This is a genomic window from Pseudenterobacter timonensis (assembly GCF_900021175.1).
GTDB classification, from domain to species: Bacteria; Pseudomonadota; Gammaproteobacteria; order Enterobacterales; family Enterobacteriaceae; genus Enterobacter; species Enterobacter timonensis.
In genome coordinates this window covers 23,392-46,260 of the sequence record NZ_FCOP01000011.1, presented here as the reverse complement: position 1 = coordinate 46,260, position 22,869 = coordinate 23,392, and the positions used below count along the sequence as shown (strand labels likewise).

Sequence of the window (22,869 nt, the reverse complement as noted above, 5' to 3'; positions counted from 1 at the left end):
CAGGAAACTGACCCGCTTTTTTTATATTCAGTGCCAAATCATCAATGCGATCATACTCACCAGCACCAGGCCGCACAGGGCGCTGGTCAGGAGAAACTGACGGCGCAACCGTTCGCAGCGGCGGATAAATTCTTCATCGTGATGATCGCGGTAGCGTTGATAGTAGATATACCATACCAGGCGCATCTGCTTGCTGGGCTGCCCGTGGGCGGTAAAAAAACCCCCGCCATCCACGTACTGGTAAAGCAACGGATCGCAACCGCGTAGTACCACCAGGAGCGCGCGTAGCGATGAGAAGTAGCGCGCCATATTCACTATGCAAACCACACATAACGCCCAAAATAATGCGACGGTGCTAATCATATCTCCTCCCCGGCGATCGTCCACGAAGCTGCGCTCCAGGACTACCGCTCCCCGATACCCAGACAGATTGTTCAGTGAAGAGTGTTGCAAAAGCCGATCGCGATCTCATTTTAATATCCGAGCGGCTTATTAAATAGTGTAGGAGATCCGTTAATTTTTTTGCTACAAGGTTAATCGTTATCAATACGAAAGCTTGAAAATTATGTCTAACTGGGTCGTAATTGGAGGCAGACAGAAGACTGCTAAACTTTGGTCATCGATAACTTAAGGAAGGAGTAACACTATGGCTTACAAACATATTCTTATCGCGGTAGATCTCTCGCCAGAGAGCAAAGTGCTGGTGGATAAAGCTGTCTCTATGGCCCGCCCGTACAACGCGAAAGTTTCTCTCATTCACGTCGATGTGAATTACTCCGACCTCTATACAGGCCTGATCGACGTGAATCTGGGAGATATGCAGAAACGCATCTCTGAAGAGACCCACCACGCGCTGAGCGAGCTCTCTACCAACGCGGGCTACCCCATTACCGAGACACTGAGCGGGAGCGGCGATCTGGGCCAGGTGCTGGTGGATGCGATTAAAAAATATGATATGGATCTGGTGGTATGCGGTCATCACCAGGATTTCTGGAGCAAACTGATGTCCTCTGCGCGCCAGCTTATCAACACCGTCCATGTCGATATGTTGATTGTTCCGCTGCGCGACGAAGAAGACGAGTAAGTAAGGCACAAACCTTAGCTTACCCCTCACCCCAACCCCTCTCCCCATAGGGGCGAGGAACTCGATCGTTCCCTCTCCCCTATGGGGAGAGGGCTAGGGTGAGGGGATATAAATATCAAACCGGTGCCCTTTCGTGGTCACCGCGTTAGTGGTCGCAACGTCCGCCAGCGGCGGCGCATAGTCCGGGCGCTTCACGACAACACGCTTCGTCGCTAACTGACGGGCAGGCGCCAGTAGTCCATCCGCATCCAGATCCGGCCCCACCAGCGACTGAAACACCCGCATCTCTTTTTTAACCAGCGCGCTTTTCTGCTTGTGCGGGAACATCGGGTCGAGATAGACCACCTGCGGTCGCGGCGTGATGTCGGTGAGCGCCGTCAGGCTGGAGGCGTGGATCAGCTGCAGCCGCTCCTGAAGCCAGCCGCCAATTTCCGGGTCCGCGTAGCCACGCGCCAGACCATCGTCGAGCAGAGCGGCGACCACCGGGTTGCGCTCCAGCATCCGCACATGACAGCCTACCGACGCCAGCACAAACGCGTCGCGCCCCAGCCCCGCCGTAGCATCTACTACATCCGGCAGATAGCTGCCCTTGATGCCCACCGCTTTGGCGACCGCTTCGCCGCGTCCCCCGCCGAACTTGCGCCGGTGCGCCATCGCTCCGCCAACAAAATCGACAAAGATCCCGCCAAGCTTCGGCTCGTCGCGCTTGCGCAGCTCCAGATGGTCCGGCGTCATCACCAGCGCCATCAGGTTGTCTTCGTCATGTTCCAGCCCCCAGCGGGCGGCAAGAACAGATAAGGCGCCGTCTCCGGCGCCTGTTTCATCTACTAAGCAGATCTTCACGTAGCAATCAGCCTTTGATTCCGTAATGCTCCAGCATCGCATCCAGCTGCGGCTCGCGGCCACGGAAGCGTTTGAACAGCTCCATAGGCTCTTCTGAGCCGCCGCGCGTCAGGATGTTATCCAGGAACGACTGGCCGGTTTCGCGGTTGAAAATCCCCTCTTCTTCGAAGCGGGAGAAGGCGTCCGCCGCCAGCACGTCGGCCCACAGGTAGCTGTAGTAACCCGCCGCGTAGCCGCCCGCGAAAATATGGCTGAAGGCATGCGGGAAGCGGCCCCAGGTAGGTCCCGGGATAACGGCCACCTGCTTTTTAATCTCCGCCAGGGTTTCGAGGATTTTCGCCCCCTGCTCCGGGCTGAACTCGGCGTGCAGGCGGAAATCGAACAGGCCGAACTCCAGCTGGCGCAGGATAAACATCGCCGCCTGGTAGTTTTTCGCCGCCAGCATTTTGTCCAGCAGCTCTTTCGGCAGCGGTTCGCCCGTTTCGTAATGACCAGAGATAAACGCCAGCGCGTCCGGCTCCCAGCACCAGTTTTCCATAAACTGGCTCGGCAGCTCGACCGCATCCCACGGCACACCGCTGATGCCCGACACGCCTGCGGCTTCGATGCGGGTCAGCATATGGTGCAGACCATGACCGAACTCGTGGAACAGGGTGATCACTTCATCGTGGGTAAAGAGCGCAGGTTTACCGCTCACCGGGCGGTTGAAGTTACAGGTCAGGTAGGCGACCGGTTTTTGCAGGGAACCATCCGCTTTACGCATCTGGCCCACGCAGTCATCCATCCACGCCCCGCCGCGCTTGTTTTCCCGCGCGTAGAGGTCAAGATAGAAGCTGCCGCGCAGTTCGTTGCTTTCGTCATACAGCTCGAAGAAGCGCACGTCAGGATGCCAGACATCCACATCCTTACGCTCTTTCGCGGTAATGCCATAAATGCGTTTCACCACCTCGAACAGGCCGTTAACGGCTTTATTTTCCGGGAAGTACGGACGCAGCTGCTCGTCGCTGATGCTGTAAAGATGCTGCTTCTGTTTTTCGCTGTAGTACGCGATATCCCACGGCTGCAGCTCGTCCACGCCGAACTCCGCTTTGGCGAAGGCGCGCAGCTGCGCCAGCTCTTTTTCACCCTGCGGACGGGCGCGTTTTGCCAGATCGGTTAAGAAATCAAGCACCTGCTGCGGGTTCTCCGCCATTTTGGTGGCAAGAGATTTAAAGGCAAAGCTTTCAAAGCCGAGCAGCTGCGCCAGCTCGTGGCGCAGGGCGAGGATCTCCGCCATCACCGTGCTGTTATCCCATTTGCCCGCATTCGGCCCCTGATCGGAGGCGCGGGTGCTGTAGGCGCGGTACATCTCTTCACGAAGCGCCTGGTTGTCGCAGTAGGTCATTACCGGCAGATAGCTCGGGATATCCAGTGTTAACAGGAAGCCTTCCTGCTCTTTTGCTTCCGCCTGGGCTTTTGCCGCCGCCAGGGCGCTTTCCGGCATACCGGCCAGCTCAGATTCGTCGGTAATCAGCTTTGTCCAGCCCATAGTGGCGTCCAGCACGTTGTTGCTGTACTGGTTACCCAGCTCAGAGAGGCGCGCGGCGATTTCGCCATAGCGTTTTTGCTTCTCTTTTGGCAGGCCGATACCGGACAGCTCAAAGTCGCGCAGCGCGTTATCCACCGCTTTTTTCTGGGCGACGTCCAGCGTCGCGTAGTGGTCGCCGTCGCGCAGGTCACGGTAAGCGTTATAGAGCCCTTCGTGCTGGCCCACCCAGGTGCTGTATTCGGAGAGCAGCGGCAGGGTTTGCTCGTAGGCTTCGCGCAGCTCCGGGCTGTTTTTAACCGAGTTCAGGTGGCTTATGGGAGAGAAAATACGCCCCAGCACGTCATCCACTTCCGCCAGCCGCTGGCACAGGTTTTCCCAGGTATAGGGCCCGCCTTGCGCCACCACGCTTTCCACCGCGTTACGGCAGTCTTCCAGCGCTTTGGTTACGGCAGGCACCACATGCTCGGGCTGGATTTGAGAAAACGGGGGAAGCGAGAAAGGCGTCAGTAATGGGTTGGTCATAAGCGCTGTCCTGTTGAAAGAGTGAATGAAGCGCGCGTCCGGCGCTGTGCATATTCCCTGTAGGATGGGGGTAATTGTAGTGGATTTCAATGTCCGACGTTGCGCTTTCGCGGCAGTGGAAACTTTTCTGTATACTGTGGCGATACGCTCTCTTTTTGCCCGCTGGCGCACAGCTTTCGGGCCTACGTTTACTACCTGGAACACATTCATTCATGCTCAGTTATCGCCACAGCTTCCACGCAGGCAACCATGCCGACGTCCTCAAACATACCGTTCAGAGCCTGATCATTGAATCGCTTAAAGAGAAAGAGAAGCCGTTTCTCTATCTTGATACTCACGCGGGCGCGGGTCGCTATCAGCTTAGCGGCGAGCATGCCGAGCGCACCGGCGAGTATCTGGAAGGGATTGCCCGCGTCTGGCAGCAGGACGATCTGCCGGCGGAGCTGGAGCCTTATATCAGCGTGGTGCAGCACTTCAACCGTAGCGGCCAGCTCCGTTACTATCCCGGCTCGCCGCTGATTGCGCGCCAGCTGCTGCGCGAGCAGGACAGCCTGCAGCTGACCGAGCTGCATCCGAGCGACTTCCCGCTGCTGCGCTCTGAGTTTCAGAAAGATACCCGCGCCCGCGTCGAAAAAGCCGACGGCTATCAGCAGCTCAAAGCGAAGCTGCCGCCGGTCTCCCGCCGCGGACTGGTGCTGATCGACCCGCCCTATGAAATTAAAACCGACTACCAGGCGGTAGTGACCGGCATCAACGAAGGCTATAAGCGCTTCGCCACCGGCACCTACGCCCTGTGGTATCCGGTGGTGCTGCGCGCGCAGATTAAACGCATGATTAAGGATCTGGAAGCCACCGGCATCCGCAAGATCCTGCAAATTGAGCTGGCGGTCCGCCCGGACAGCGACCAGCGCGGCATGACCGCCTCCGGCATGATTGTGATTAACCCGCCGTGGAAGCTGGAAGGGCAAATGAACAACGTCCTGCCATGGCTGCATAAAACGCTGGTGCCAACGGGCACGGGCCATGCATCGGTAAGCTGGATCGTACCGGAGTAATCGCAGCCATTGGTGGAAATTATTGAGGTCAGTTATACAATCGCGGCAACCATACAGGAAGGATAAGAGCCATGAGCAAGCATTATGACTACATCGCCATCGGTGGCGGCAGCGGCGGCATCGCCTCAATCAACCGTGCCGCTATCTATGGCCAGAAGTGTGCGCTAATTGAAGCCAAAGCGCTGGGCGGCACCTGCGTCAACGTCGGCTGCGTGCCGAAAAAGGTGATGTGGCATGCGGCGCAAATTCGCGAGGCGATCCATACCTACGGTCCCGATTACGGCTTCGATACGACCATCAACCATTTCGACTGGGACAAGCTGATCGCCAGCCGTACCGCCTATATCGATCGCATTCACATCGCCTATGACAACGGGCTGGGTAAAAACAACGTGGATGTTATTCACGGCTTCGCCCGTTTTGTGGATGCCCACACGATCGAGGTTAACGGCGAGACAATCACCGCCGATCATATCCTGATCGCCACGGGTGGCCGCCCGAGCTGCCCCGACCTTCCTGGCGCGGAGTACGGCATTGATTCAGACGGTTTCTTCGCCCTCCCCGCGCTGCCGCAGCGCGTGGCGGTTGTCGGCGCTGGCTATATCGCCGTTGAGCTGGCGGGCGTGATTAACGCCCTGGGCGCCGAAGCGCATCTGTTTGTGCGTAAACATGCGCCGCTGCGCAGCTTCGATCCGCTGATCACCGAAACGCTGGTGGAGGTGATGAACGCCGAAGGCCCGACGCTGCATACTCAGGCAGTGCCGAAAGCGGTGGTGAAAAACGCTGACGGCAGCCTGACCCTGCAGCTGGAGGATGGCCGCAGCCAGACCGTGGATTGCCTTATCTGGGCGATTGGCCGCGAGCCAGCGACCGATAACTTCAACCTGGCGGCAACGGGTGTGAAAACCGACGAGAAAGGCTATATCGTCGTGGATAAATTCCAGAACACCAGCGTGCCGGGAATTTATGCGGTGGGTGATAATACGGGCGCCGTCGAGCTGACGCCGGTCGCGGTTGCCGCAGGCCGCCGCCTCTCCGAGCGGTTGTTTAACAACAAACCGGACGAACATCTCGACTACAGCAATATCCCGACCGTAGTCTTTAGCCACCCGCCCATCGGCACCGTCGGCTTAACCGAGCCGCAGGCGCGCGAGAAGTATGGCATTGAACAGGTGAAGGTCTATAAATCGGCCTTTACCGCGATGTATACCGCCGTGACCAGTCACCGCCAGCCGTGCCGTATGAAGCTGGTCTGCGTGGGGCCGGAAGAGAAGATCGTCGGTATCCACGGTATCGGATTTGGTATGGATGAGATCCTGCAGGGCTTCGCGGTCGCGCTGAAGATGGGCGCCACCAAGAAGGACTTTGACAATACGGTGGCGATCCACCCGACCGCCGCGGAAGAGTTTGTCACCATGCGTTGATTACGCTTTCGCTGGGCAAAACCGGCCGCTTCTGGCCGGTTTTTTTATGGGACGCGGCTGGCGAACCACGCCATACATACGGTAACAAATTAGCCCCCTAAAAATGACAGGCTTGACTACTCTTATGACTGTTGGACAGTTTCATCCGCAAACATAATCAGAAAATAGAGTAATTAACATGCATGTAAAAATTTCCGCGAAGCGAATGGCAAAATTCCACCTTGTTCTTGCCCTCATCTGGGCCATTCTTACCATTCCTACTCTGCTCTGGTGGAAAAACAGCATCCTGTGGGTGTCGTTAATGAGCATTTACGCCATTGTGATTTCGCATCTGGCAGCCTACAGCGCCGCGCATGCGGAAAAAGCGGCCAGCAACGCCCTGAATCAGAGCGCAGGCGCGAATGAGAAAGCCAACCAGACTGCCGCTAAAGTGAATGGCGATCCTCATCAGGCCCACTGAAGGCGAATTTAAAAAGCAGGATTTGCCATCCACGGGGCGAGTTTTCTGAAAACAGGAGACCGAATGCTCTGAATTTTCTGGCGAGCTTATCTTCTTAATTCCACGTTTAACTTAAATGTAATCAGCATGATAACCCTGTTTTTTCCTTCCGGGCGACGGGGTTAAAAGTGTGATCGAGCGCACGCTTTGCACCGCAGGCACCGAAGCGAATGTCTACGCTTAATCAATAGCCGGGAAAAACCCGTATTTTCTTACGAAAAAAAACCGGAGGTCCAAACCACCATGATCAACCAGAAACTACACGCTGCAGATATCATCGAGTTCGAGATTGCGGAAGAAGTTCGCTACGAAACCGATCCCTGCGAGTTGAAGCTGGATGAAATGATCGAGGCGGAGCCGGAACCGGAAATGATTGAAGGGCTGCCCGCCTCTGATGCGCTGACGCCCGCCGATCGTTACCTTGAACTTTTTGAACGCGTTCAGTCCTCAGGCCTGTTTGCGGACAGCAAAACCTTCCCTGACTGCGCGCCGAAGATGGATCCGCTGGATATTCTGATCCGTTACCGCAAGGTCAGACGCCATCGCGACTTCGACCTGCGCCAGTTTGTGGAGAACCACTTCTGGCTGCCGGAGACCTTTTCCAGCGAATATGTCTCCGACCCGGGACGTTCGCTTAAGGAACACATCGACAGCCTGTGGCCAGTGCTGACGCGCGAGCCGCAGGATCATATCCCGTGGTCGTCGCTGCTGGCGCTGCCGCAGGCCTATATCGTGCCGGGCGGTCGCTTTAGCGAAACCTACTATTGGGACTCCTATTTCACCATGCTGGGGCTGGCGGAGAGCGGCCGTAACGATCTGCTGAAATGTATGGCGGATAACTTCGCCTGGATGATTGAACGCTACGGCCATATCCCCAACGGCAACCGTACTTACTACCTCAGCCGTTCGCAGCCACCGGTCTTTGCGCTGATGGTGGAACTGTTTGAGGAGGATGGCGTGCGCGGCGCGAAGCGCTACCTCGACCATCTCAAGATGGAGTACGCCTTCTGGATGGACGGGGCAGAATCGCTGGTGCTGAACCAGGCATACCGACACGTGGTGCGTATGCCGGACGGCTCGCTGCTGAACCGCTACTGGGACGACCGTGATACTCCCCGCGACGAGTCGTGGATTGAGGATGTGGAAACGGCCAAACATTCCGGGCGGCCGCCAAACGAGGTCTATCGCGATCTGCGCGCCGGGGCAGCATCCGGCTGGGATTACTCCTCCCGCTGGCTGCGGGATTTGGGGCGTCTCGCCAGCATTCGCACAACCCAGTTTATCCCCATTGATTTGAACGCCTTTCTGTTCAAGCTGGAGACCACCATTGCGCAGATCTCCGACCGTAAAGGGGATAAAGAGGTCGCCGAGCAGTTTCGTCAGAAGGCGTGCGATCGCCGCGCGGCGGTGAACCGCTATCTGTGGGATGAGGAGAACGGCTGTTTCCGCGATTACGACTGGCGACGCGAGCAGATGGCGCTCTTTTCGGCGGCGAGTATCGTGCCGCTCTATGTCGGCATGGCAACGCATGAACAGGCCGAACGTATCTCCGATGCGGTGAAGGCGCGTCTGCTGACGCCGGGCGGGATCCTGGCGACCGAATATGAAACCGGCGAGCAGTGGGATAAACCCAACGGCTGGGCGCCGCTGCAGTGGATGGCGATTCAGGGCTTTAAGCGGTACGGTAACGATTCGCTGGGGGATGAGATCGCCTGGAGCTGGCTACATACGGTGAATCATTTTTATAAGACTCACCACAAGATGATTGAGAAGTATCACATCGCCAGCAGCACCCCGCGCGAAGGTGGCGGGGGGGAATATCCGTTGCAGGACGGCTTTGGCTGGACCAACGGCGTGGTGCGGCGTCTGATAGGGCTGTATGGAGAGCCGTAAGCGGCTCCCTTTACCCTTCCTGCGGGAAGGGTAAAGGTTTAGCGAATCACCTCATAAATGGCGGTCTGCACCGTGAGCCACTGTTTATTGCTGGCGTCTGGCGTCGCCTGCGCGCGACGTTTTGCCCGCTCCACCTCCCGCGTCTGGCGATCCACCACGGCGGGCACCGCGCAAAAGGCTTCAAGATAGGCTTTACGCATCGGCGTGAGCGGCTCGCCCGCCGCCATCGCATGGCTTAAGGTGTTGATAAACCGCCGACAGGGCTTTTGCTCCACCATCCGGGTCGGATAGCTTAGCAGCACATCAAGCGCCGCGTCGTTTTTCGCCGACTGCGCCTGTTCAGTCCAGGCGAGCTTCCAGTCCATTCCCCCCTGCATAAAGAGCCGTACCGTAGAGGCGTCATTACGATCGATTGCCGCCCGAAGGTTGCTCTCATCCCACGTGATGCCCTTGCGCAGCAACGTCTCGCGCGACGAAGGTTTCTCCTTTATCTCCTGCGGGGCGGTCTGGGCCGCCGGGGTCACCCCGGATGCAGACGCCGGAGCGTTATCGCTGGTTACCAGCCAGAAGCCGCCGACCACAATTGCTAACACCATTACTCCGACGGCGCCCCACAGGGCGCCTGAGATAAGCTGCACGCGCTCTTCAGGCGTACGTGGCGCACGCTGGGTCGGTTTTTCAATTGCATCCCGCACTTCAAACAGATCGCCGCCGGTCTGACGGTCACGTCTCTGCGCGTTATCCCAGAAGGCGTGCAGCTCGCTGGCATCCACCGCCATCAGCCCGGCAGGATTGACGCGCGTTCTCCCTTCCTCAAACGCGCGCTGAATCGGCCCGGCGATTTGCGCGTAATAATTATCCAGCAGCGTGAGTTGCGCGCCGCTGAGCTGCTGCTGTACGGTGAGCGCGTTGCGGATCTGGCGGATATCATCCAGAAAGGTTTGCAGCGTCTTGCGCGGCTCCACCAGCAGCGTCAGCCTGTCGCGATCGGAAAAGAGCGGCGCGTAGTAGCGGCTGAACTCTTTTTTATCGACCACCATCTGCGCCAGTTCGCTGAACATCATGCCGCTGAGAATATCGTTACGTTCCCCCTGCTTCAGCCAGCGGCGAACCCGGTCAGCGTTAAAAAGGGTTTTGAGATGGTTGTTCAGCCGTACGGGATCGGGCCAGGCTTGCTGAATCAGCGCTTTTAGCATGAGCTCCAGCGCGCGCACCTGCCTGTGCGCCAGCTGCTGGCTCTCATCATCCTCCACCTTCTCTGTGTTAAAGGTCAGCGCAGGCTGTTGCAGCCGCAGATGCTCGAGCGCGGTCACAAACCGCACGGCAGCCATCAGCTGGTTTGGCGTCACTTCCTGACCGCTCTCATATTGCGGCACGCGCTGCTGCAGCAGCCGAAGCCGCAGCGTAAATTCCGTCATTTCGGCGTCGTTAAGGTGCAGGCGTTTCGCCACCGCCGCCCATCCCCCCAGGGTCAGACGCGCATTGTCGATCTGTTCCAGCAGCCAGCGGGGATCTTTACCTTCCGCCACGGTCACATTTAACAGCGCCAGAATTTCAACGGAAGCGTGTCGAATAATGCCAAGGCAGTATTCAAACTGCGCATTGATAGAGTGCGAGGTGCTAAGCGTCATCATTATCCTTACGTACGGCCAGAACTGGCCGCACCAGCCAAAAGCGTGTTTTTCTTTTTATTAATGCGTCCCTGTACCCGGCAAAATCAGTTTGCAAAAGGGCGGCACGGGTAACCTGAGGCATGAAGGGTATTAACCATAGCCGAGATTGTAGATAAATAAAGCAACATACTTATAATGAATAAAAATTATTTCAGGAAGTTGTCATGATCGAACTCAGGACCCCGCGTCTGATTTGCACGCCGCTGCGGGAGCAGGACTGGCCTTTCTTTCTGGCGCTCCAGCAGGATCCGCAGGTGATGCGTTATGTGGCGGATGAACGTCCCGTCGCCGCGCTGCGCGACGCCTTCGAATCCCGTCTGCCAGAGTGGAGCCCGGGCTGCGCGCACTGGCTCTGTCTGGTGGTGCGGGATCATGCGACGGGCACGCCGCTGGGCCTGAGCGGATATATCCATCGTGAAGATGACTGTGCGGAGGTCGGTTTTCTTTTTGCGCCGCACGCGCAGGGAAAAGGTTATGGACTGGAGTCCTTACGTGCGGTGTGTGAATTTGCTTTTACCCAGGGGAAAATTCGCAGACTTACCGCAACGGTCACCGCCGGAAATGAGGCTTCCCGCCGTTTGCTGGAAAAAGTGGGCTTTCGCATAGAGGGAGAGTTACGAGAAAGTTATTATCTTGCTGATGCCTGGTGTAATGACTGGTTATTTGGATTACTAAAGCGTGAATATAGTGGCAATTAACCGCCATTTGGCTGATATTTTATCTTCGTTTAATCCTCTAAAGTAATCTCATACCAGGAGGATAAAGAAATGTTTCATCACCGACTACGGATATCGTCCGACGGAATAGCCCTCATTAAGAAATTTCAGGGACTCTCGCTGGAAAAATATTGTGATGAAAGCGGCCTGTGGGTTATTGGCTATGGGCATGTCATCACCCCGTCTGACAATTTCAGTAAGCTTATTACCCCCCTTCACGCTGAATATCTTCTCTATCAGGATCTGCGTGAGTGTGAGGATAATCTTAGCGAAATTGTGGATTTCAGGCTCACTCAGAACCAGCATGACGCGTTGATTTCCTTGCTCTTTAGCAGCGGCCGCTCGCGCCTGGTGCAAACCGGCATTATTCGCGAAATCAAACGCGGCTGTTACGCAAACGCCATGCAGATCTGGCAAAACGAGACGGCGATAAACGGAACATCTGTCGCCAGCCTGACGGCGCTGCGTCAGGCCGAATGCGCGCTTTTTTTCACCGGCCTGGCCATTGAAGCGTAGCTATGCCGCCCGCGTATAGAAGAGAGCCGCCTGGGTGCGATTTTTAACCTCCAGGCGGCGGAAAAGCGCCTCCAGATGGGCTTTCACCGTCCCGGCGCTGATATTCAGCGCGCGGCCAATTTCCTTGTTTGACCCCCCTTCCGCCAGCAGCCGGAGCACCTCGCGCTGCCGTTCGCTCAGGCAGGAGAGATCATGCCGGACAGGCGAAGGTGACCCCAGCCACTTTTTTGGGAAACAGACCATCCCGCTTTCGACCATCTGCAATACGGAAGCGAACATCTCCGCAGGCGCGTTGCGCGGCACAATCGCGCACACTTCACGCTGCACCAGCGTCTCTACCCATTCCGGCTTCCCCTGTGCCAGTACCACCGCGACGCGTGCCTCAGGATAGCGCTCCGCTAACTCATCCAGCAGCCAGAGACAATATTCGTGATTCATATTGCCATCCAGCAGCAGGGTTGCCGTCGGTGACTGCGATAAAAACGTCCATAGCTCATCAGCCTGACTCGTGCCGCAAATATTTAATTCAGGAATTAACCCGCGCAGGCTGCTTATCGCTCCGTGAATAAATATAGACTGCCTGTCAAACATGATTACATGCATTGTATTTTCTCCCTCTGCTCCGCATGCTGTAAAAGTACAACGTACCGTCAGAGATAATATTACGGAATGAATCAATATCAGAGGGCATTTTACAGGGGGGCGCCACGAGGAAAAGCGAATATCATGGAAGAGTTACAAATATCATCTAACAAAGCACATATTACAACACTTGTAATATGTGCTTTGAGAATCTCCTTAAATCAGGATCTACCTAACGATCCGGTTATCTCTTTTCAGAGGAACATTCCGCCAGAAACTTCAATACGCTGCGCGTTCATCCACCTTAACTCATCGCTCAGCAGGACCGCTATTGCATCGCCAATATCATCCGGCAGGCCGACGCGTCCCAGTGCCGTTTGTGACGCCAGAAACTGATTCAGGGTGGCATTATCGCGTACTCGTCCGCCGCCAAAATCAGTTTCGATGGCGCCCGGGGCAATAATATTTACGGAAATACCGCGCTCGCCCAGCTCCTTCGCCTGATATCGCGTGAGCACTTCCATCGCCGCTTTCATGGCGGCGTAAGTTCCTGACCCCACCTGCGTCATGCGGGTAAGTCCGCTGGAGACGTTAAGGATGCGGCCACCGTTTTTAATCAGCGGCAGCAGGCTCTGGGTAAGAAAGTAAGGCCCTTTAAAGTGGACGTTCATCGCCTCGTCAAATTCCGCTTCTGTCGTCTCGCTGAAAGGGGTATATAAACCCGTGCCGGCATTGTTCAATAAATAGTCGAAGGTGTCACGGTGCCATACCTGTTTGAGCTGCTTACGCACCTCTTCAGTAAAATGGGGGAATTGCGTGATATCGGCGACATTCAGCTGCAATGCCACCGCTTTCCCTCCTTTTTTCTCAATCTCGTGGACCACCTCCAGCGCCTCGTTCTGGCTGTTATTCCAGGTCAGAATGATATCCGTTCCCTTTGCCGCCAGCTTCAAAGCAGCATTCTTACCGAGACCGCGGCTCCCGCCGGTCACTAATGCGATACGTTGAGACATAAGAAACCTCGTTTTGGCTGTTGTGTTGATTGAGAAAGAGCTTATTAGGTGATAAAAAAACAATAAATACGCCTGCGAACGCTTTACTGTTTCATTCATAACAACAATGAGCGCAACCTATGGATAAAATTCACGCAATGCAGCTCTTCATCCGCGTGGCGGAACTGGAAAGTTTTTCCCGCGCCGCGGAGACGCTCGGTCTACCTAAAGGTAGCGTCTCCCGCCAGATCCTGGCGCTGGAAAATGCGCTGGGCGCCCGGCTGCTGCACCGCACAACGCGCCGCGTCAGCCTGACGCAGGATGGCATGGTCTATTACGAGCGGGCGCGGGATCTGCTGTCGAACCTTGATGAACTGGATGGCATGTTTCAAAACGATCCCCGTAGCGTGAGCGGACGACTACGCGTGGATATGCCGGTGGCTATTGCGCGAAATTTAGTCATTCCGCAACTGCCCGCCTTTATGCAGCAGTATCCCGGCATTGAGCTGGAACTGAGCAGCAGCGATCGCCTGGTGGATGTTATTCGGGAAGGGTTTGACTGCGTGGTGCGCGTCGGCACGCTAAAGGAGTCCGGGCTGGTGGCCCGCTCGCCTGGTCAGCTCTCGATTATCAACTGCGCCAGTCCCGACTATCTGGAGCGTTTCGGCTATCCGGAAACGCTCGACGACCTCGCCTCCCATGCCCTGATTCACTACGCGTCAAATTTCGGTAGCCGCCCGCAGGGGTTTGAATATGACGATGGTGAAACTACCCGCTGGGTCAAAACCGGCGGGACGCTGACGGTCAACAGCACCGAAACCTATAATGCCGCCTGTCTGGCCGGGCTTGGCATTATTCAGGCTCCCCGCGTCGGGGTGCGCGAGGCGCTGCGCAGGAAAAAGCTTATCGAGATCCTGCCGCAATACCGCGCCGCGCCAATGCCCGTCTCGCTCATCTATCCTCACCGGCACAACCTTTCGCGGCGGGTGCGTCTGTTTATGGAATGGCTGGCCGGGCTTATCAGGGGCTATGTGGATTAGCGGCTATAATTCAAAAATATACAGTAGCTAAAAAGGAAAATGCGCGTGACGCCGGACAATAACCCGCAACGACCCACTCAGGAACTGGACTACGAGCCCATCAGAAAAATGGAGACGGACGATGCCGCCCCGGAGCCTGCGCAACGCAAGGAGGGGGACGATGGCGAAGGAATTGCCAGCAAAGCGCTGGAGACCGTCACTGAAACGGCGGAAAAAATTCAGCGCCGCCCGATGGTGGCGCACCTTATACGGGCCATGGAGCGCTTTAACGACCGTATGGGCAACCAGTTTGGCGCGGCGATCACCTATTTCTCTTTCCTGTCGATGATCCCGATCCTGATGGTCTCCTTCGCGGCGGCGGGCTTTATGCTCGCATCACACCCGACGCTTCTGCAGGATATTTTCAATAAGATCCTGACTAACGTCAGCGACCCGACGCTCGCCACCACTCTCAAAAGCACGATCAACACCGCGGTACAGCAGCGTACCACCGTCGGTATTGTCGGCCTGCTGGTGGCGCTCTATTCCGGAATTAACTGGATGGGCAACCTGCGCGAAGCGATCCGGGCGCAGTCGCGCGACGAGTGGGAGCGAAATCCACAGGACCAGGAGAAAATTTGGGTAAAATATTTCCGCGACTTTATCTCCCTGATTGGTCTGCTGGTTGCCCTGGTTATCACCCTCGCCATCACCTCGGTAGCCGGTTCGGCGCAGGAGATGATTATCTCCGCGCTCTACCTCGACTATATCAGCTGGCTGAAACCCGTCTGGCACCTGATCGGGCTGGCGATCTCTATTCTCGCCAACTTCCTGCTCTTCTTCTGGATCTTCTGGCGTCTGCCGCGCCACCGCCCCCGCAAGCGGGCACTGATCCGCGGTACCTTTATTGCGGCGATTGGCTTCGAAGTGATTAAAATCGTAATGACCTATACCCTGCCGTCACTGGTGAAATCGCCCTCCGGCGCAGCGTTTGGCTCCGTGCTGGGGCTGATGGCCTTCTTCTACTTCTTTGCCCGTCTGACTCTCTTTTGCGCCGCCTGGATCGCGACCGCCGAATATAAAGATGACCCGCAAATGCCGGGCAAATCGCATAACTAACTCCCTGTTGCGGGCTGAAAATGTCAGCCCGCCTTTTCGTTTCAGCATATAAATCCAGTCCGTAACTTTTATTTAACCGAAAACCAGTTTTATCCGCTGAATTTTAAAATCTGTGAAGCATTTCTGAGATGTTATTCCCCCGGTCTGAAAATTATCCACTTTTTGACCATTTTTTGCCCTTCCCTGCGCTTTGTTACAGATTGAAATGTCGCTTTTGCTGTGCGTAATATGGCCTTTCGTTCGCCAAAAAATAAGAAAATTTTATGCAAGCCACAGCCACAACACTCGATACAGAACAGCCCATCGCACCGGTAAACTCGCGGAATAAGGTTGTCGTCGCCTCGCTTATCGGCACGGCAATTGAGTTTTTCGATTTCTATATCTACGCCACCGCCGCGGTCATCGTTTTTCCGCATATCTTCTTCCCGCAGGGCGATCCGACCGCAGCCACGCTACAGTCGCTGGCGACCTTCGCCATCGCCTTTATCGCGCGTCCGATCGGCTCGGCGCTTTTCGGCCACTTCGGCGATCGCGTAGGGCGTAAGGTTACGCTGGTCGCTTCGCTGCTCACGATGGGGATCTCTACCGTGGTGATCGGCCTGCTGCCGAGCTACGAAACCATCGGCGTACTGGCTCCGCTGCTGCTGGCGCTGGCGCGCTTCGGGCAGGGCTTAGGGCTGGGCGGCGAATGGGGCGGCGCGGCGCTGCTGGCAACGGAAAACGCCCCGGCGCGTAAGCGTGCGCTGTATGGTTCGTTCCCGCAGCTGGGCGCGCCGATTGGCTTCTTCTTTGCCAACGGCACCTTCCTGCTGCTCTCCTGGCTGCTGACGGACGAGCAGTTTATGGCCTGGGGCTGGCGCGTACCGTTCATCTTCTCGGCGGTGCTGGTCATTATTGGTCTCTATGTGCGCGTCTCTCTGCATGAAACGCCGGTCTTTGCCAAAGTGGCGGCGGCGAAAAAGCAGGTAAAAGTTCCGCTGGGTACGCTGCTGACTAAACATGTTCGCGTCACGGTGCTGGGCACCTTCATCATGCTGGCGACCTACACGCTCTTCTATATCATGACGGTCTACTCCATGACCTACAGCACCGCCGCCGCACCGGTCGGGCTGGGGCTGCCGCGTAATGAAGTGTTGTGGATGCTGATGATGGCGGTAATCGGCTTCGGCGTGATGGTTCCTGTCGCAGGCCTGCTGGCGGATAAATTTGGCCGCCGCGCCAGCATGATCGTGATTACCTCCCTGCTCATCCTTTTTGCGCTGTTTGTCTTTCCGCCGCTGTTGAGCTCCGGCAAACCGGCGCTGGTCATGACCTACCTGCTGATTGGCCTGAGCCTGATGGGATTGACCTTTGGTCCGATGGGGGCGCTGCTGCCGGAGCTTTTCCCGACGGAAGTGCGCTATACCGGCGCCTCCTTCTCCTATAACGTCTCCTCCATTCTGGGCGCCTCCGTTGCCCCCTATATCGCCACCTGGTTACAGGCGAACTACGGTCTCTTCTACGTGGGCGTTTATCTCGCGGCGATGGCGGTCCTGACGCTGATTGCCCTGCTGTTGACTCACGAGACTAAACATCAGGATCTGTAAACGGTCGATGCCGGGTGGCGGCGACGCTTCCCGGCCTACAGCATGGCTGCACGCATCGCGACGTCAGTTGATAAAAGCAAAACGGCAACCCTGGGGTTGCCGTTTTACTGTCTCTCGCCGTTAGCCGGTGAGTTTTATTTCTTCATCTGCGACAGAATGGTCCGGCACTGGTTCGCATCGCCCTCTGACGGGGAGATGAGCGCCAGCAGCGCGGCGGCAGGCGTAACCAGCGTCGCCAGGGCTGCCGCGACGGCGCCGCGCGCAATCAGCGGCCCGGCCTTCACCCCCGCCTGAGGTTCTTTGAACGAGCCGCGCACATAGAGCGGCGAGCGCAGGGTGATAATACGGATCCCCTTGCTCTCCGGATCGATGGTTAAATCCATCTGCTCCGAAGCCATGCTGGCCGTCCCCGTTACGTTAATCACCGCGTTTTCGGTATCGAAGGCGAAAATCTGCGGACGCGCCACACCGTTCACGAGGTCGATATTGGCTGCCGCGCAGTTTACCCGCACCTCATCATCGCCAAAGATCTGCCCGATGATAAAGTTGCCGACGTTAAGCCCGAGGATCTCCATCAGGTTGCGGCTCACCAGACCGTCGTTCATCAACAGCTTGAGGTTACCGTTGCCGTTACCCAGCAGCGCCGCGACGGAGTTACCGGTGCCGCGAATATCAGCGTCGCCGTTCATCTCCCCGAGCGTTTTCTGCATCAGCTCGACGTCGGGCATCAGCTCTTTCAGCTTCAGCCGGCGGGCCTGGATCTCCGCCCTTCCTTGCATCGGCTTTTTATCCCCTTCCAGATGGATATTCGAACTGATGGTGCCGCCCGCCATGCCAAACTTAAGCGGCTGCAGGCGCAGATCGCCGTTTTTCAGGATGATGTGCGTGGAGAGATCGCTCAGCGGCAGGGTGCTGCCATGCTCGATTTTACGCCCCTTGAAGCGCACGTCGGCATCCATGGTGTCCCACTTATCGGTTTCAAAGCGATCGTAAGGGAGCACTTTGTCCGCAGGCTGTACGCTCTTTTCACCTTTTTTCTGTTCAGACCGTTTCGACTGTTCCGCCCCTTTACCGGAATCCACGCCGATAAGCGGGCCGAGATCCGCCAGCCTTAGCTGACGAGACTCCATATCCCCTTCCAGCTTCGGCCGCGGTTTACCGGTGGTATAGGTCAGCGAGCCGTGAATATCGCTGTCGCCGATGCGTCCGTTAAAGCCGCGATAGTCATAGACGGAGCTTTTTTCGCTGTCGATTTTCGCCACCAGCCTTCCGTCAGTCTCAAACGGCGGAGTATCCGGTAACAGCACGCCGGTCAGATCGTAGAGTTCGCCGAGCGAGTCGCCGGAGAACTTCAGTTCCAGATCCACGCCACCCATCTTCATCGGATCGTTAACCGTACCGACAAACGCCACGCGGGTGTTGCCCGAGCGGAAATCCGCCTGCACCGGGAACGGCGTCCCTTCGCTACGCAGGGCCAGCATTCCGCCAATTTTACCGGTCCCGGAGAGCGGCTGGCCGTTGTAACGCCCGTCGGCCTTCAGTCCAAAGACATAATCGCCGACCTTCTCCTTCTCCCCTTTCCCTTTGCTGCCGGTCACTTCGCTGAAGGGCAGCGGTTTACCCAGCGGATCGACGTAGATCACTACGTCAGCCTTGCTGACCTTATCGTCAATCGCGATCCGTCCACGATCGAAAAGGATATTATCCAGCCGGAATGACCAGGATGAGGGTTTCGCGTTGGGATCTTTCTCTTTATCGCTGCTCGCCAGGTCAAAGGTCCAGTTGTTGTTCTTTTCCGACAGGCGGATCAGGCGCGCGTCGGGCTGCTGGAGTTTGATCCACGGCAGGTAAACGGTTTTGGTCAGCAGCGCCAGCGGCGCCAGCGTCGCCTCCACGCGCGGCAGGTGGACCATCGTCACTTCAGGAATATCGGGCGGGTTGCCGAGAATAATGTCATTGGCATGAACATGCGGCCAGGGCACCCAGCTACGCCAGCCTGTCTCCTCTTTCTGACGCTCCCACACCACGCCAAGATCGCCGCGAATGGCGAAGGGGCGGTTAAGTTCGGTTGAGACTTTCTGGTTGATGGTTGGCTTGAGGCGGTTCCAGTCGAACGTTGCGATAATGATAATCGCCACCACAATCAATAGTACAAATATCCCTACCACCCAGGTGATGATCCTGGCTGTTTTTGTCATCGTTGTCCCCTTTCTTTATTACCTTGCCTTTCATGAATATAGTTCAGGCCAGGGGAAACGGGGTGGGCGGCTTCCGGGAATCGCGCGAGCGAGAAGAAAAAGGTGGGGATCAGAGAGTAAGTATGACCTTATCGAGCGTCTCCATCGCTACCGGGCGGGAGAGGAAATAGCCCTGGGCCGCCTTCGCCGGTGAGTTTTGCACATCGCGCCACTCCTCCAGCGTTTCGACCCCTTCCACAATGACCCCCTGACAGTAGCGGTTCATCAGCTGCAGCAGAAGCGTGAAGAGATTTCGCCCCTCCGGGGTCTGACGCAGCATGATAAAGAGATCGCGCGCCACCTTGATGTAGTCGTAGCGCACCTCGCTGAGGGCGGAAAAGTTAGCCATCCCGGTACCAAAATCGTCCAGCCAGAGCGGGCCAAATTCACACATGGAGGCGAACGAGGAGTTTTGCGGCAGGCGCACATGCTCCACCAGCTCAAAGCGCATCCACGGCAGCGTGGCGACCAGCTCCTGCAGCGCCGTATTCTGGCGCAGCGCCATAAGGGTTGGACCATCCACGTTAACCGAGGCGAGAATGTCGTGCTGCCTGAAGAACGCCTCCCGCGCCGCCAGCATTTGCAGTTGCTCCTCCAGCACCTCCAGCCGCTGACGCACGCTGACTTCGGCGAAGTAGCGATCCGGCGCGATGCGCTGGGCAGGGTTCGACGGGTGCGTCACGATGGTCAGGATCTCAATCGCCATCAGTCTGCCGTCAGTACGATAGATAGGCTGGTAGGTATAAGCACGCTCGCACTGCAGCCAGTAGCGATGCTCCTGCAGGCTTTCGATGCTTGCTTCTGCAGTGGTGCTTAGCCGCTGGATAACCTGCTCTGACTTCATTTCAGCTGTCCTGTTGATTCGGGATGCCCTGTCTGGACTCGTCAAAAGGTTATCGGCGCAGCCAGAGAGAACTTTATGCACAGGAGGAGGGGAAAGTAAAATTAACCCGGCAAATCACACCAGAACATGGACTGGCTCAAACATTTTTTTGGAACGCTGTTTTAATATAGTTGACCACGAATTGCCCACAGCGCACACTACATTTTATTTATCTGTTCAGGTTCACGATTATGTCTAAGAAAATTGCCGTGATTGGCGAATGTATGATTGAACTGTCACAAAAAGGCGCGGAAGTCAGCCGTGGCTTTGGTGGCGATACGTTAAATACGTCGGTTTACATTGCCCGCCAGGTTGCGCCAGAAGCGCTGACCGTTAACTACGTGACGGCGCTGGGCACCGACAGCTTCAGCCAGCAGATGCTGGAAGCCTGGCAGGAGGAGCAGGTGGATACCACGCTGATCCAGCGGATGGAAAACCGTCTGCCGGGCCTCTACTACATCGAAACCGACAGTACCGGCGAGCGTACCTTCTACTACTGGCGTAACGAAGCCGCCGCGAAATTCTGGCTGGAAAGCCCTGACGCGCCCGCCATTTGCGAAAAGCTGGCCACCTTCGACTATCTCTACCTGAGCGGCATTAGCCTGGCGATTTTAAGCCCGGAAAGTCGCGAGAAGCTTTTCGCCCTGCTGGAGCGCTGCCGCGCCAACGGCGGGGAAAATATTTTCGACAATAACTACCGCCCGCGCCTGTGGGCCAGCCGCGAAGAGACGCAGCAGGTCTATACCCGGATGCTGGCATGCACCGATATCGCCTTTTTAACTCTGGATGACGAGGATGCCCTGTGGGGCGAGAAGCCGGTCGACGAGCTGATTGCGCGTACCCGGCAGGCAGGCGTGACGGAAGTGGTGATCAAGCGTGGCGCGGACTCCTGTCTGGTCGCCATGGCCGGGGAAGAGGTTGTTGAGGTTCCGGCGGTGAAACTTGCCAAAGAGAAGGTGATTGATACTACGGCGGCGGGCGACTCGTTCAGCGCGGGTTATCTGGCGGTTCGCCTGACCGGCGGCACCCCGGAAGAGGCGGCCAGACGCGGTCACCTGACCGCCAGCACCGTCATCCAGTATCGCGGAGCGATTATCCCCCGCGAGGCGATGCCGGCGTAACTCCCCGCACCGAACAATTCCCTCTCCCCTTTGGGGAGAGGGTCAGGCCTCACCACACGCTTACTGCTGCGGAATATCCGTCGCATCCTGATGCAAATCATCCACCGCTGACGGCTGCGCTGCCGCCGTGACCGGCAACATGATTTCGTTCCAGGTCGCCTGCAGCTCCTTCATGTTGTATTCCGGCTCGCCCTTAGGCTGTAACAGCACCAGCGCCATCTCCTGCGAAAGCTGCTGGCGTAAATTCTGGTTCAGCGAGTCGACGGTCAACCCGTTCAAAAAGCTCTGGCGCAGTTTCTGGTACTGCTCCGGTGCGATATCCACCACCTGGTTTTGCAGCGAGCGGATACGCTGGCTGATCAGAATATCGGTGTCGGTACGGGCGTAGGTGGCAAACAGCTTTTGCAGCTCCAGGTTTTTCTGGGCGATCAGCGCGTTAAACTCCTCCTCCGACAACCCATCCTGACGTACCTTCGCCAGCTCTTTCGCCACCAGCGCCAGGTTGGTATTCAGCTTTTCGCCAGGCGATTCCACGTTGATGGCACACTGGGCGCGCATGAACAGCACGCGGCAGTCAAAGCCGATGCCGATATCTTTGGCGTTGTTTTTACTCAGCGTCTGCTGCACGTGCCAGAAGAGCGCCTCCCGCGCCAGATCCGCGCGCCAGTAGCGCAGCAATGCGGCCGATTCGCGAATCGGCTGCCACGGCGCGTCCCACATAATCGCCAGGCGATCCTGACGTACGGCATCGGTCATAATGCTCACCGGCTCGGTGCGCAGCGGGGAGAGAGTCGGCACCGGCGCAGGGATATCGCGTTTGCCCTTCAGCTCGCCAAAGGTCTTACCGATCTGCTCAATCACCGCCCGGCTGTCCACGTTGCCCACGACGATGAGCGTCATGGCATCCGGCGTATACCATTGCTGGTAGAAGGATTTAAGCTGGGCAATATCGACCGGCTGCTTCAGCGGCTCCGCCGGATCGTGGCCCAGCAGCGTCGACCCTTTCAGGCGGTACCGCCACCAGCCCTCTTTGGTATCAACCGGCCAGGAGGCGACCATATCGCTGTTGCCAAGGGCATAGTTGACCGTTTCCGGGGTAATGGCGACCTTGCCCGCCGTATCGCCAAGCCAGGTCAGCGCCTCTTTCAGCAGATCGTTGCGGTTGTTCGGCAGGCTCAGGTTGAACATGGTGTAGTCATAGGAGACCACCGCAGGGGGAAGCGGGCGGCGGGGATCGATACCCTGCTGCCACATGGAGCGCGCCTGAGTGGCCTGCAGGCTGCCGCTTTGGTTCAGCGCCAGCCGGGGAATAAAGTGGCTAAACCCGCTCTGCTGCGTACTTTCAGTCAGGGAGCCGGTATTAACAGAAAGGCGGATTTCAATCCGATCGCTGGGACGCTGCGGCGTGGCCAGAACCTGCCACTGAAAACCGTTCGACAGCGTACCCTGTTGCCAGGCCGGGTCGGGCTGGAGCGCATCAGCCTGCACATAACTGGCTGCTGCCATCATCAGCATACCGCCGGTTAAGAATCGAATTTTTGTGCCCTGCATGTGAACCCCTGATCAACAATCCTGGT

The 22,869-nt window shown here is 57.0% G+C and carries 20 protein-coding genes; 11 read left to right on the top strand and 9 right to left on the bottom strand.

Features of this window, described 5'->3' with window-relative positions; all coding sequences use genetic code 11:
* Positions 1 to 27: 27 nt before the first annotated feature.
* Positions 28 to 363, bottom strand: a complete 336-nt coding sequence (uspB, locus tag BN3796_RS06620; RefSeq protein WP_061707596.1) for a universal stress protein UspB — start codon at positions 361 to 363, stop codon at positions 28 to 30.
* A gap of 283 nt (positions 364 to 646) precedes the next feature.
* On the opposite strand from uspB, the gene uspA reads away from it, so the two are divergent.
* Positions 647 to 1,084, top strand: coding sequence for a universal stress protein UspA (gene uspA / locus BN3796_RS06615; protein WP_003861223.1), 438 nt, complete (start codon positions 647 to 649; stop codon positions 1,082 to 1,084).
* A 93-nt stretch (positions 1,085 to 1,177) separates the two neighbouring features.
* Here uspA and rsmJ read toward each other — a convergent pair whose 3' ends face one another.
* A complete protein-coding gene (gene rsmJ, locus BN3796_RS06610) occupies positions 1,178 to 1,927 on the bottom strand; it encodes a 16S rRNA (guanine(1516)-N(2))-methyltransferase RsmJ (protein WP_061707595.1) in 750 nt (249 codons plus the stop codon).
* 7 nt (positions 1,928 to 1,934) lie between these two features.
* Positions 1,935 to 3,977 (bottom strand): oligopeptidase A, encoded by a 2,043-nt coding sequence (prlC, locus tag BN3796_RS06605; RefSeq protein ID WP_061707594.1) that lies wholly within the window; start codon positions 3,975 to 3,977, stop codon positions 1,935 to 1,937.
* Positions 3,978 to 4,189: 212 nt separating this feature from the next.
* Between prlC and BN3796_RS06600 the strand changes: the two genes are divergently transcribed.
* The 4 genes from BN3796_RS06600 (at position 4,190) to BN3796_RS06585 (ending at position 8,848) form a co-directional block, all read left to right on the top strand.
* Entirely contained in the window at positions 4,190 to 5,032 is an 843-nt protein-coding gene (locus BN3796_RS06600; RefSeq protein WP_061707593.1) for a 23S rRNA (adenine(2030)-N(6))-methyltransferase RlmJ, read from the top strand.
* A 71-nt stretch (positions 5,033 to 5,103) separates the two neighbouring features.
* The gene (gorA, locus tag BN3796_RS06595) at positions 5,104 to 6,456 is read left to right on the top strand and encodes a glutathione-disulfide reductase (protein ID WP_061707592.1); all 1,353 of its coding nucleotides are present in this window, start codon (positions 5,104 to 5,106) and stop codon (positions 6,454 to 6,456) included.
* A gap of 178 nt (positions 6,457 to 6,634) precedes the next feature.
* Positions 6,635 to 6,916: a monooxygenase gene (locus BN3796_RS06590; RefSeq protein ID WP_238379222.1), complete on the top strand. Its 282-nt coding sequence runs from the start codon at positions 6,635 to 6,637 to the stop codon at positions 6,914 to 6,916.
* Between the two features lie 282 nt (positions 6,917 to 7,198).
* Positions 7,199 to 8,848, top strand: coding sequence for an alpha,alpha-trehalase (locus tag BN3796_RS06585; protein ID WP_061707590.1), 1,650 nt, complete (start codon positions 7,199 to 7,201; stop codon positions 8,846 to 8,848).
* 38 nt (positions 8,849 to 8,886) lie between these two features.
* On the opposite strand, the gene BN3796_RS06580 is transcribed toward BN3796_RS06585, so the two are convergent.
* The gene (locus BN3796_RS06580) at positions 8,887 to 10,479 is read right to left on the bottom strand and encodes an STY4199 family HEPN domain-containing protein (RefSeq protein ID WP_061707589.1); all 1,593 of its coding nucleotides are present in this window, start codon (positions 10,477 to 10,479) and stop codon (positions 8,887 to 8,889) included.
* A gap of 206 nt (positions 10,480 to 10,685) precedes the next feature.
* Between BN3796_RS06580 and BN3796_RS06575 the strand changes: the two genes are divergently transcribed.
* The gene (locus BN3796_RS06575; RefSeq protein ID WP_061707588.1) at positions 10,686 to 11,219 is read left to right on the top strand and encodes a GNAT family N-acetyltransferase; all 534 of its coding nucleotides are present in this window, start codon (positions 10,686 to 10,688) and stop codon (positions 11,217 to 11,219) included.
* A 69-nt stretch (positions 11,220 to 11,288) separates the two neighbouring features.
* On the top strand, positions 11,289 to 11,753 hold the full coding sequence (locus tag BN3796_RS20945; protein ID WP_073885138.1) for a lysozyme: 465 nt from the start codon (positions 11,289 to 11,291) through the stop codon (positions 11,751 to 11,753).
* Here the strand turns inward: BN3796_RS20945 and BN3796_RS06565 are convergent, their stop codons facing one another.
* Both BN3796_RS06565 and BN3796_RS06560 read right to left on the bottom strand, forming a co-directional pair.
* Entirely contained in the window at positions 11,754 to 12,356 is a 603-nt protein-coding gene (locus tag BN3796_RS06565; protein ID WP_061707587.1) for a response regulator transcription factor, read from the bottom strand.
* A 233-nt stretch (positions 12,357 to 12,589) separates the two neighbouring features.
* Positions 12,590 to 13,348 (bottom strand): SDR family NAD(P)-dependent oxidoreductase, encoded by a 759-nt coding sequence (locus BN3796_RS06560; RefSeq protein WP_061707586.1) that lies wholly within the window; start codon positions 13,346 to 13,348, stop codon positions 12,590 to 12,592.
* Positions 13,349 to 13,467: 119 nt separating this feature from the next.
* Between BN3796_RS06560 and BN3796_RS06555 the strand changes: the two genes are divergently transcribed.
* From BN3796_RS06555 to BN3796_RS06545, 3 genes are all read left to right on the top strand, one after another.
* Positions 13,468 to 14,367 carry a LysR family transcriptional regulator gene (locus BN3796_RS06555; RefSeq protein ID WP_061707585.1) on the top strand — a complete coding sequence of 300 codons (900 nt, stop codon included), beginning with the start codon at positions 13,468 to 13,470 and terminating at the stop codon, positions 14,365 to 14,367.
* 39 nt (positions 14,368 to 14,406) lie between these two features.
* Positions 14,407 to 15,465, top strand: coding sequence for an inner membrane protein YhjD (gene yhjD / locus BN3796_RS06550; protein ID WP_407681201.1), 1,059 nt, complete (start codon positions 14,407 to 14,409; stop codon positions 15,463 to 15,465).
* Between the two features lie 263 nt (positions 15,466 to 15,728).
* The gene (locus tag BN3796_RS06545; protein WP_061707584.1) at positions 15,729 to 17,051 is read left to right on the top strand and encodes an MFS transporter; all 1,323 of its coding nucleotides are present in this window, start codon (positions 15,729 to 15,731) and stop codon (positions 17,049 to 17,051) included.
* Positions 17,052 to 17,185: 134 nt separating this feature from the next.
* On the opposite strand, the gene BN3796_RS06540 is transcribed toward BN3796_RS06545, so the two are convergent.
* Positions 17,186 to 19,249 (bottom strand): AsmA family protein, encoded by a 2,064-nt coding sequence (locus BN3796_RS06540; protein WP_061707583.1) that lies wholly within the window; start codon positions 19,247 to 19,249, stop codon positions 17,186 to 17,188.
* Positions 19,250 to 19,358: 109 nt separating this feature from the next.
* Positions 19,359 to 20,132 carry a cyclic-guanylate-specific phosphodiesterase gene (gene pdeH / locus BN3796_RS06535; protein ID WP_061707582.1) on the bottom strand — a complete coding sequence of 258 codons (774 nt, stop codon included), beginning with the start codon at positions 20,130 to 20,132 and terminating at the stop codon, positions 19,359 to 19,361.
* 230 nt (positions 20,133 to 20,362) lie between these two features.
* Between pdeH and kdgK the strand changes: the two genes are divergently transcribed.
* Positions 20,363 to 21,292 (top strand): 2-dehydro-3-deoxygluconokinase, encoded by a 930-nt coding sequence (kdgK, locus tag BN3796_RS06530; RefSeq protein WP_061707581.1) that lies wholly within the window; start codon positions 20,363 to 20,365, stop codon positions 21,290 to 21,292.
* Between the two features lie 60 nt (positions 21,293 to 21,352).
* Here the strand turns inward: kdgK and BN3796_RS06525 are convergent, their stop codons facing one another.
* Entirely contained in the window at positions 21,353 to 22,843 is a 1,491-nt protein-coding gene (locus tag BN3796_RS06525) for a M16 family metallopeptidase (RefSeq protein ID WP_061707580.1), read from the bottom strand.
* Between the last annotated feature and the right edge of the window lie 26 nt (positions 22,844 to 22,869).

Excerpts from the sequence above, each read along its gene's own strand:
- BN3796_RS06575 (WP_061707588.1), top strand. The coding sequence starts at position 10,686 with ATGATCGAACTCAGGACCCCGCGTCTGATTTGCACGCCGCTGCGGGAG.
- gorA (WP_061707592.1), top strand. The coding sequence starts at position 5,104 with ATGAGCAAGCATTATGACTACATCGCCATCGGTGGCGGCAGCGGCGGC.
- prlC (WP_061707594.1), bottom strand. The coding sequence starts at position 3,977 with ATGACCAACCCATTACTGACGCCTTTCTCGCTTCCCCCGTTTTCTCAA.
- BN3796_RS06560 (WP_061707586.1), bottom strand. The coding sequence starts at position 13,348 with ATGTCTCAACGTATCGCATTAGTGACCGGCGGGAGCCGCGGTCTCGGT.
- BN3796_RS06555 (WP_061707585.1), top strand. The coding sequence starts at position 13,468 with ATGGATAAAATTCACGCAATGCAGCTCTTCATCCGCGTGGCGGAACTG.
- yhjD (WP_407681201.1), top strand. The coding sequence starts at position 14,407 with ATGCGCGTGACGCCGGACAATAACCCGCAACGACCCACTCAGGAACTG.
- uspA (WP_003861223.1), top strand. The coding sequence starts at position 647 with ATGGCTTACAAACATATTCTTATCGCGGTAGATCTCTCGCCAGAGAGC.
- BN3796_RS06585 (WP_061707590.1), top strand. The coding sequence starts at position 7,199 with ATGATCAACCAGAAACTACACGCTGCAGATATCATCGAGTTCGAGATT.
- uspB (WP_061707596.1), bottom strand. The coding sequence starts at position 363 with ATGATTAGCACCGTCGCATTATTTTGGGCGTTATGTGTGGTTTGCATA.
- kdgK (WP_061707581.1), top strand. The coding sequence starts at position 20,363 with ATGTCTAAGAAAATTGCCGTGATTGGCGAATGTATGATTGAACTGTCA.
- BN3796_RS06590 (WP_238379222.1), top strand. The coding sequence starts at position 6,635 with ATGCATGTAAAAATTTCCGCGAAGCGAATGGCAAAATTCCACCTTGTT.
- BN3796_RS06580 (WP_061707589.1), bottom strand. The coding sequence starts at position 10,479 with ATGACGCTTAGCACCTCGCACTCTATCAATGCGCAGTTTGAATACTGC.
- BN3796_RS06565 (WP_061707587.1), bottom strand. The coding sequence starts at position 12,356 with ATGCATGTAATCATGTTTGACAGGCAGTCTATATTTATTCACGGAGCG.
- BN3796_RS06525 (WP_061707580.1), bottom strand. The coding sequence starts at position 22,843 with ATGCAGGGCACAAAAATTCGATTCTTAACCGGCGGTATGCTGATGATG.
- BN3796_RS06540 (WP_061707583.1), bottom strand. The coding sequence starts at position 19,249 with ATGACAAAAACAGCCAGGATCATCACCTGGGTGGTAGGGATATTTGTA.
- pdeH (WP_061707582.1), bottom strand. The coding sequence starts at position 20,132 with ATGAAGTCAGAGCAGGTTATCCAGCGGCTAAGCACCACTGCAGAAGCA.
- BN3796_RS06545 (WP_061707584.1), top strand. The coding sequence starts at position 15,729 with ATGCAAGCCACAGCCACAACACTCGATACAGAACAGCCCATCGCACCG.
- BN3796_RS20945 (WP_073885138.1), top strand. The coding sequence starts at position 11,289 with ATGTTTCATCACCGACTACGGATATCGTCCGACGGAATAGCCCTCATT.
- BN3796_RS06600 (WP_061707593.1), top strand. The coding sequence starts at position 4,190 with ATGCTCAGTTATCGCCACAGCTTCCACGCAGGCAACCATGCCGACGTC.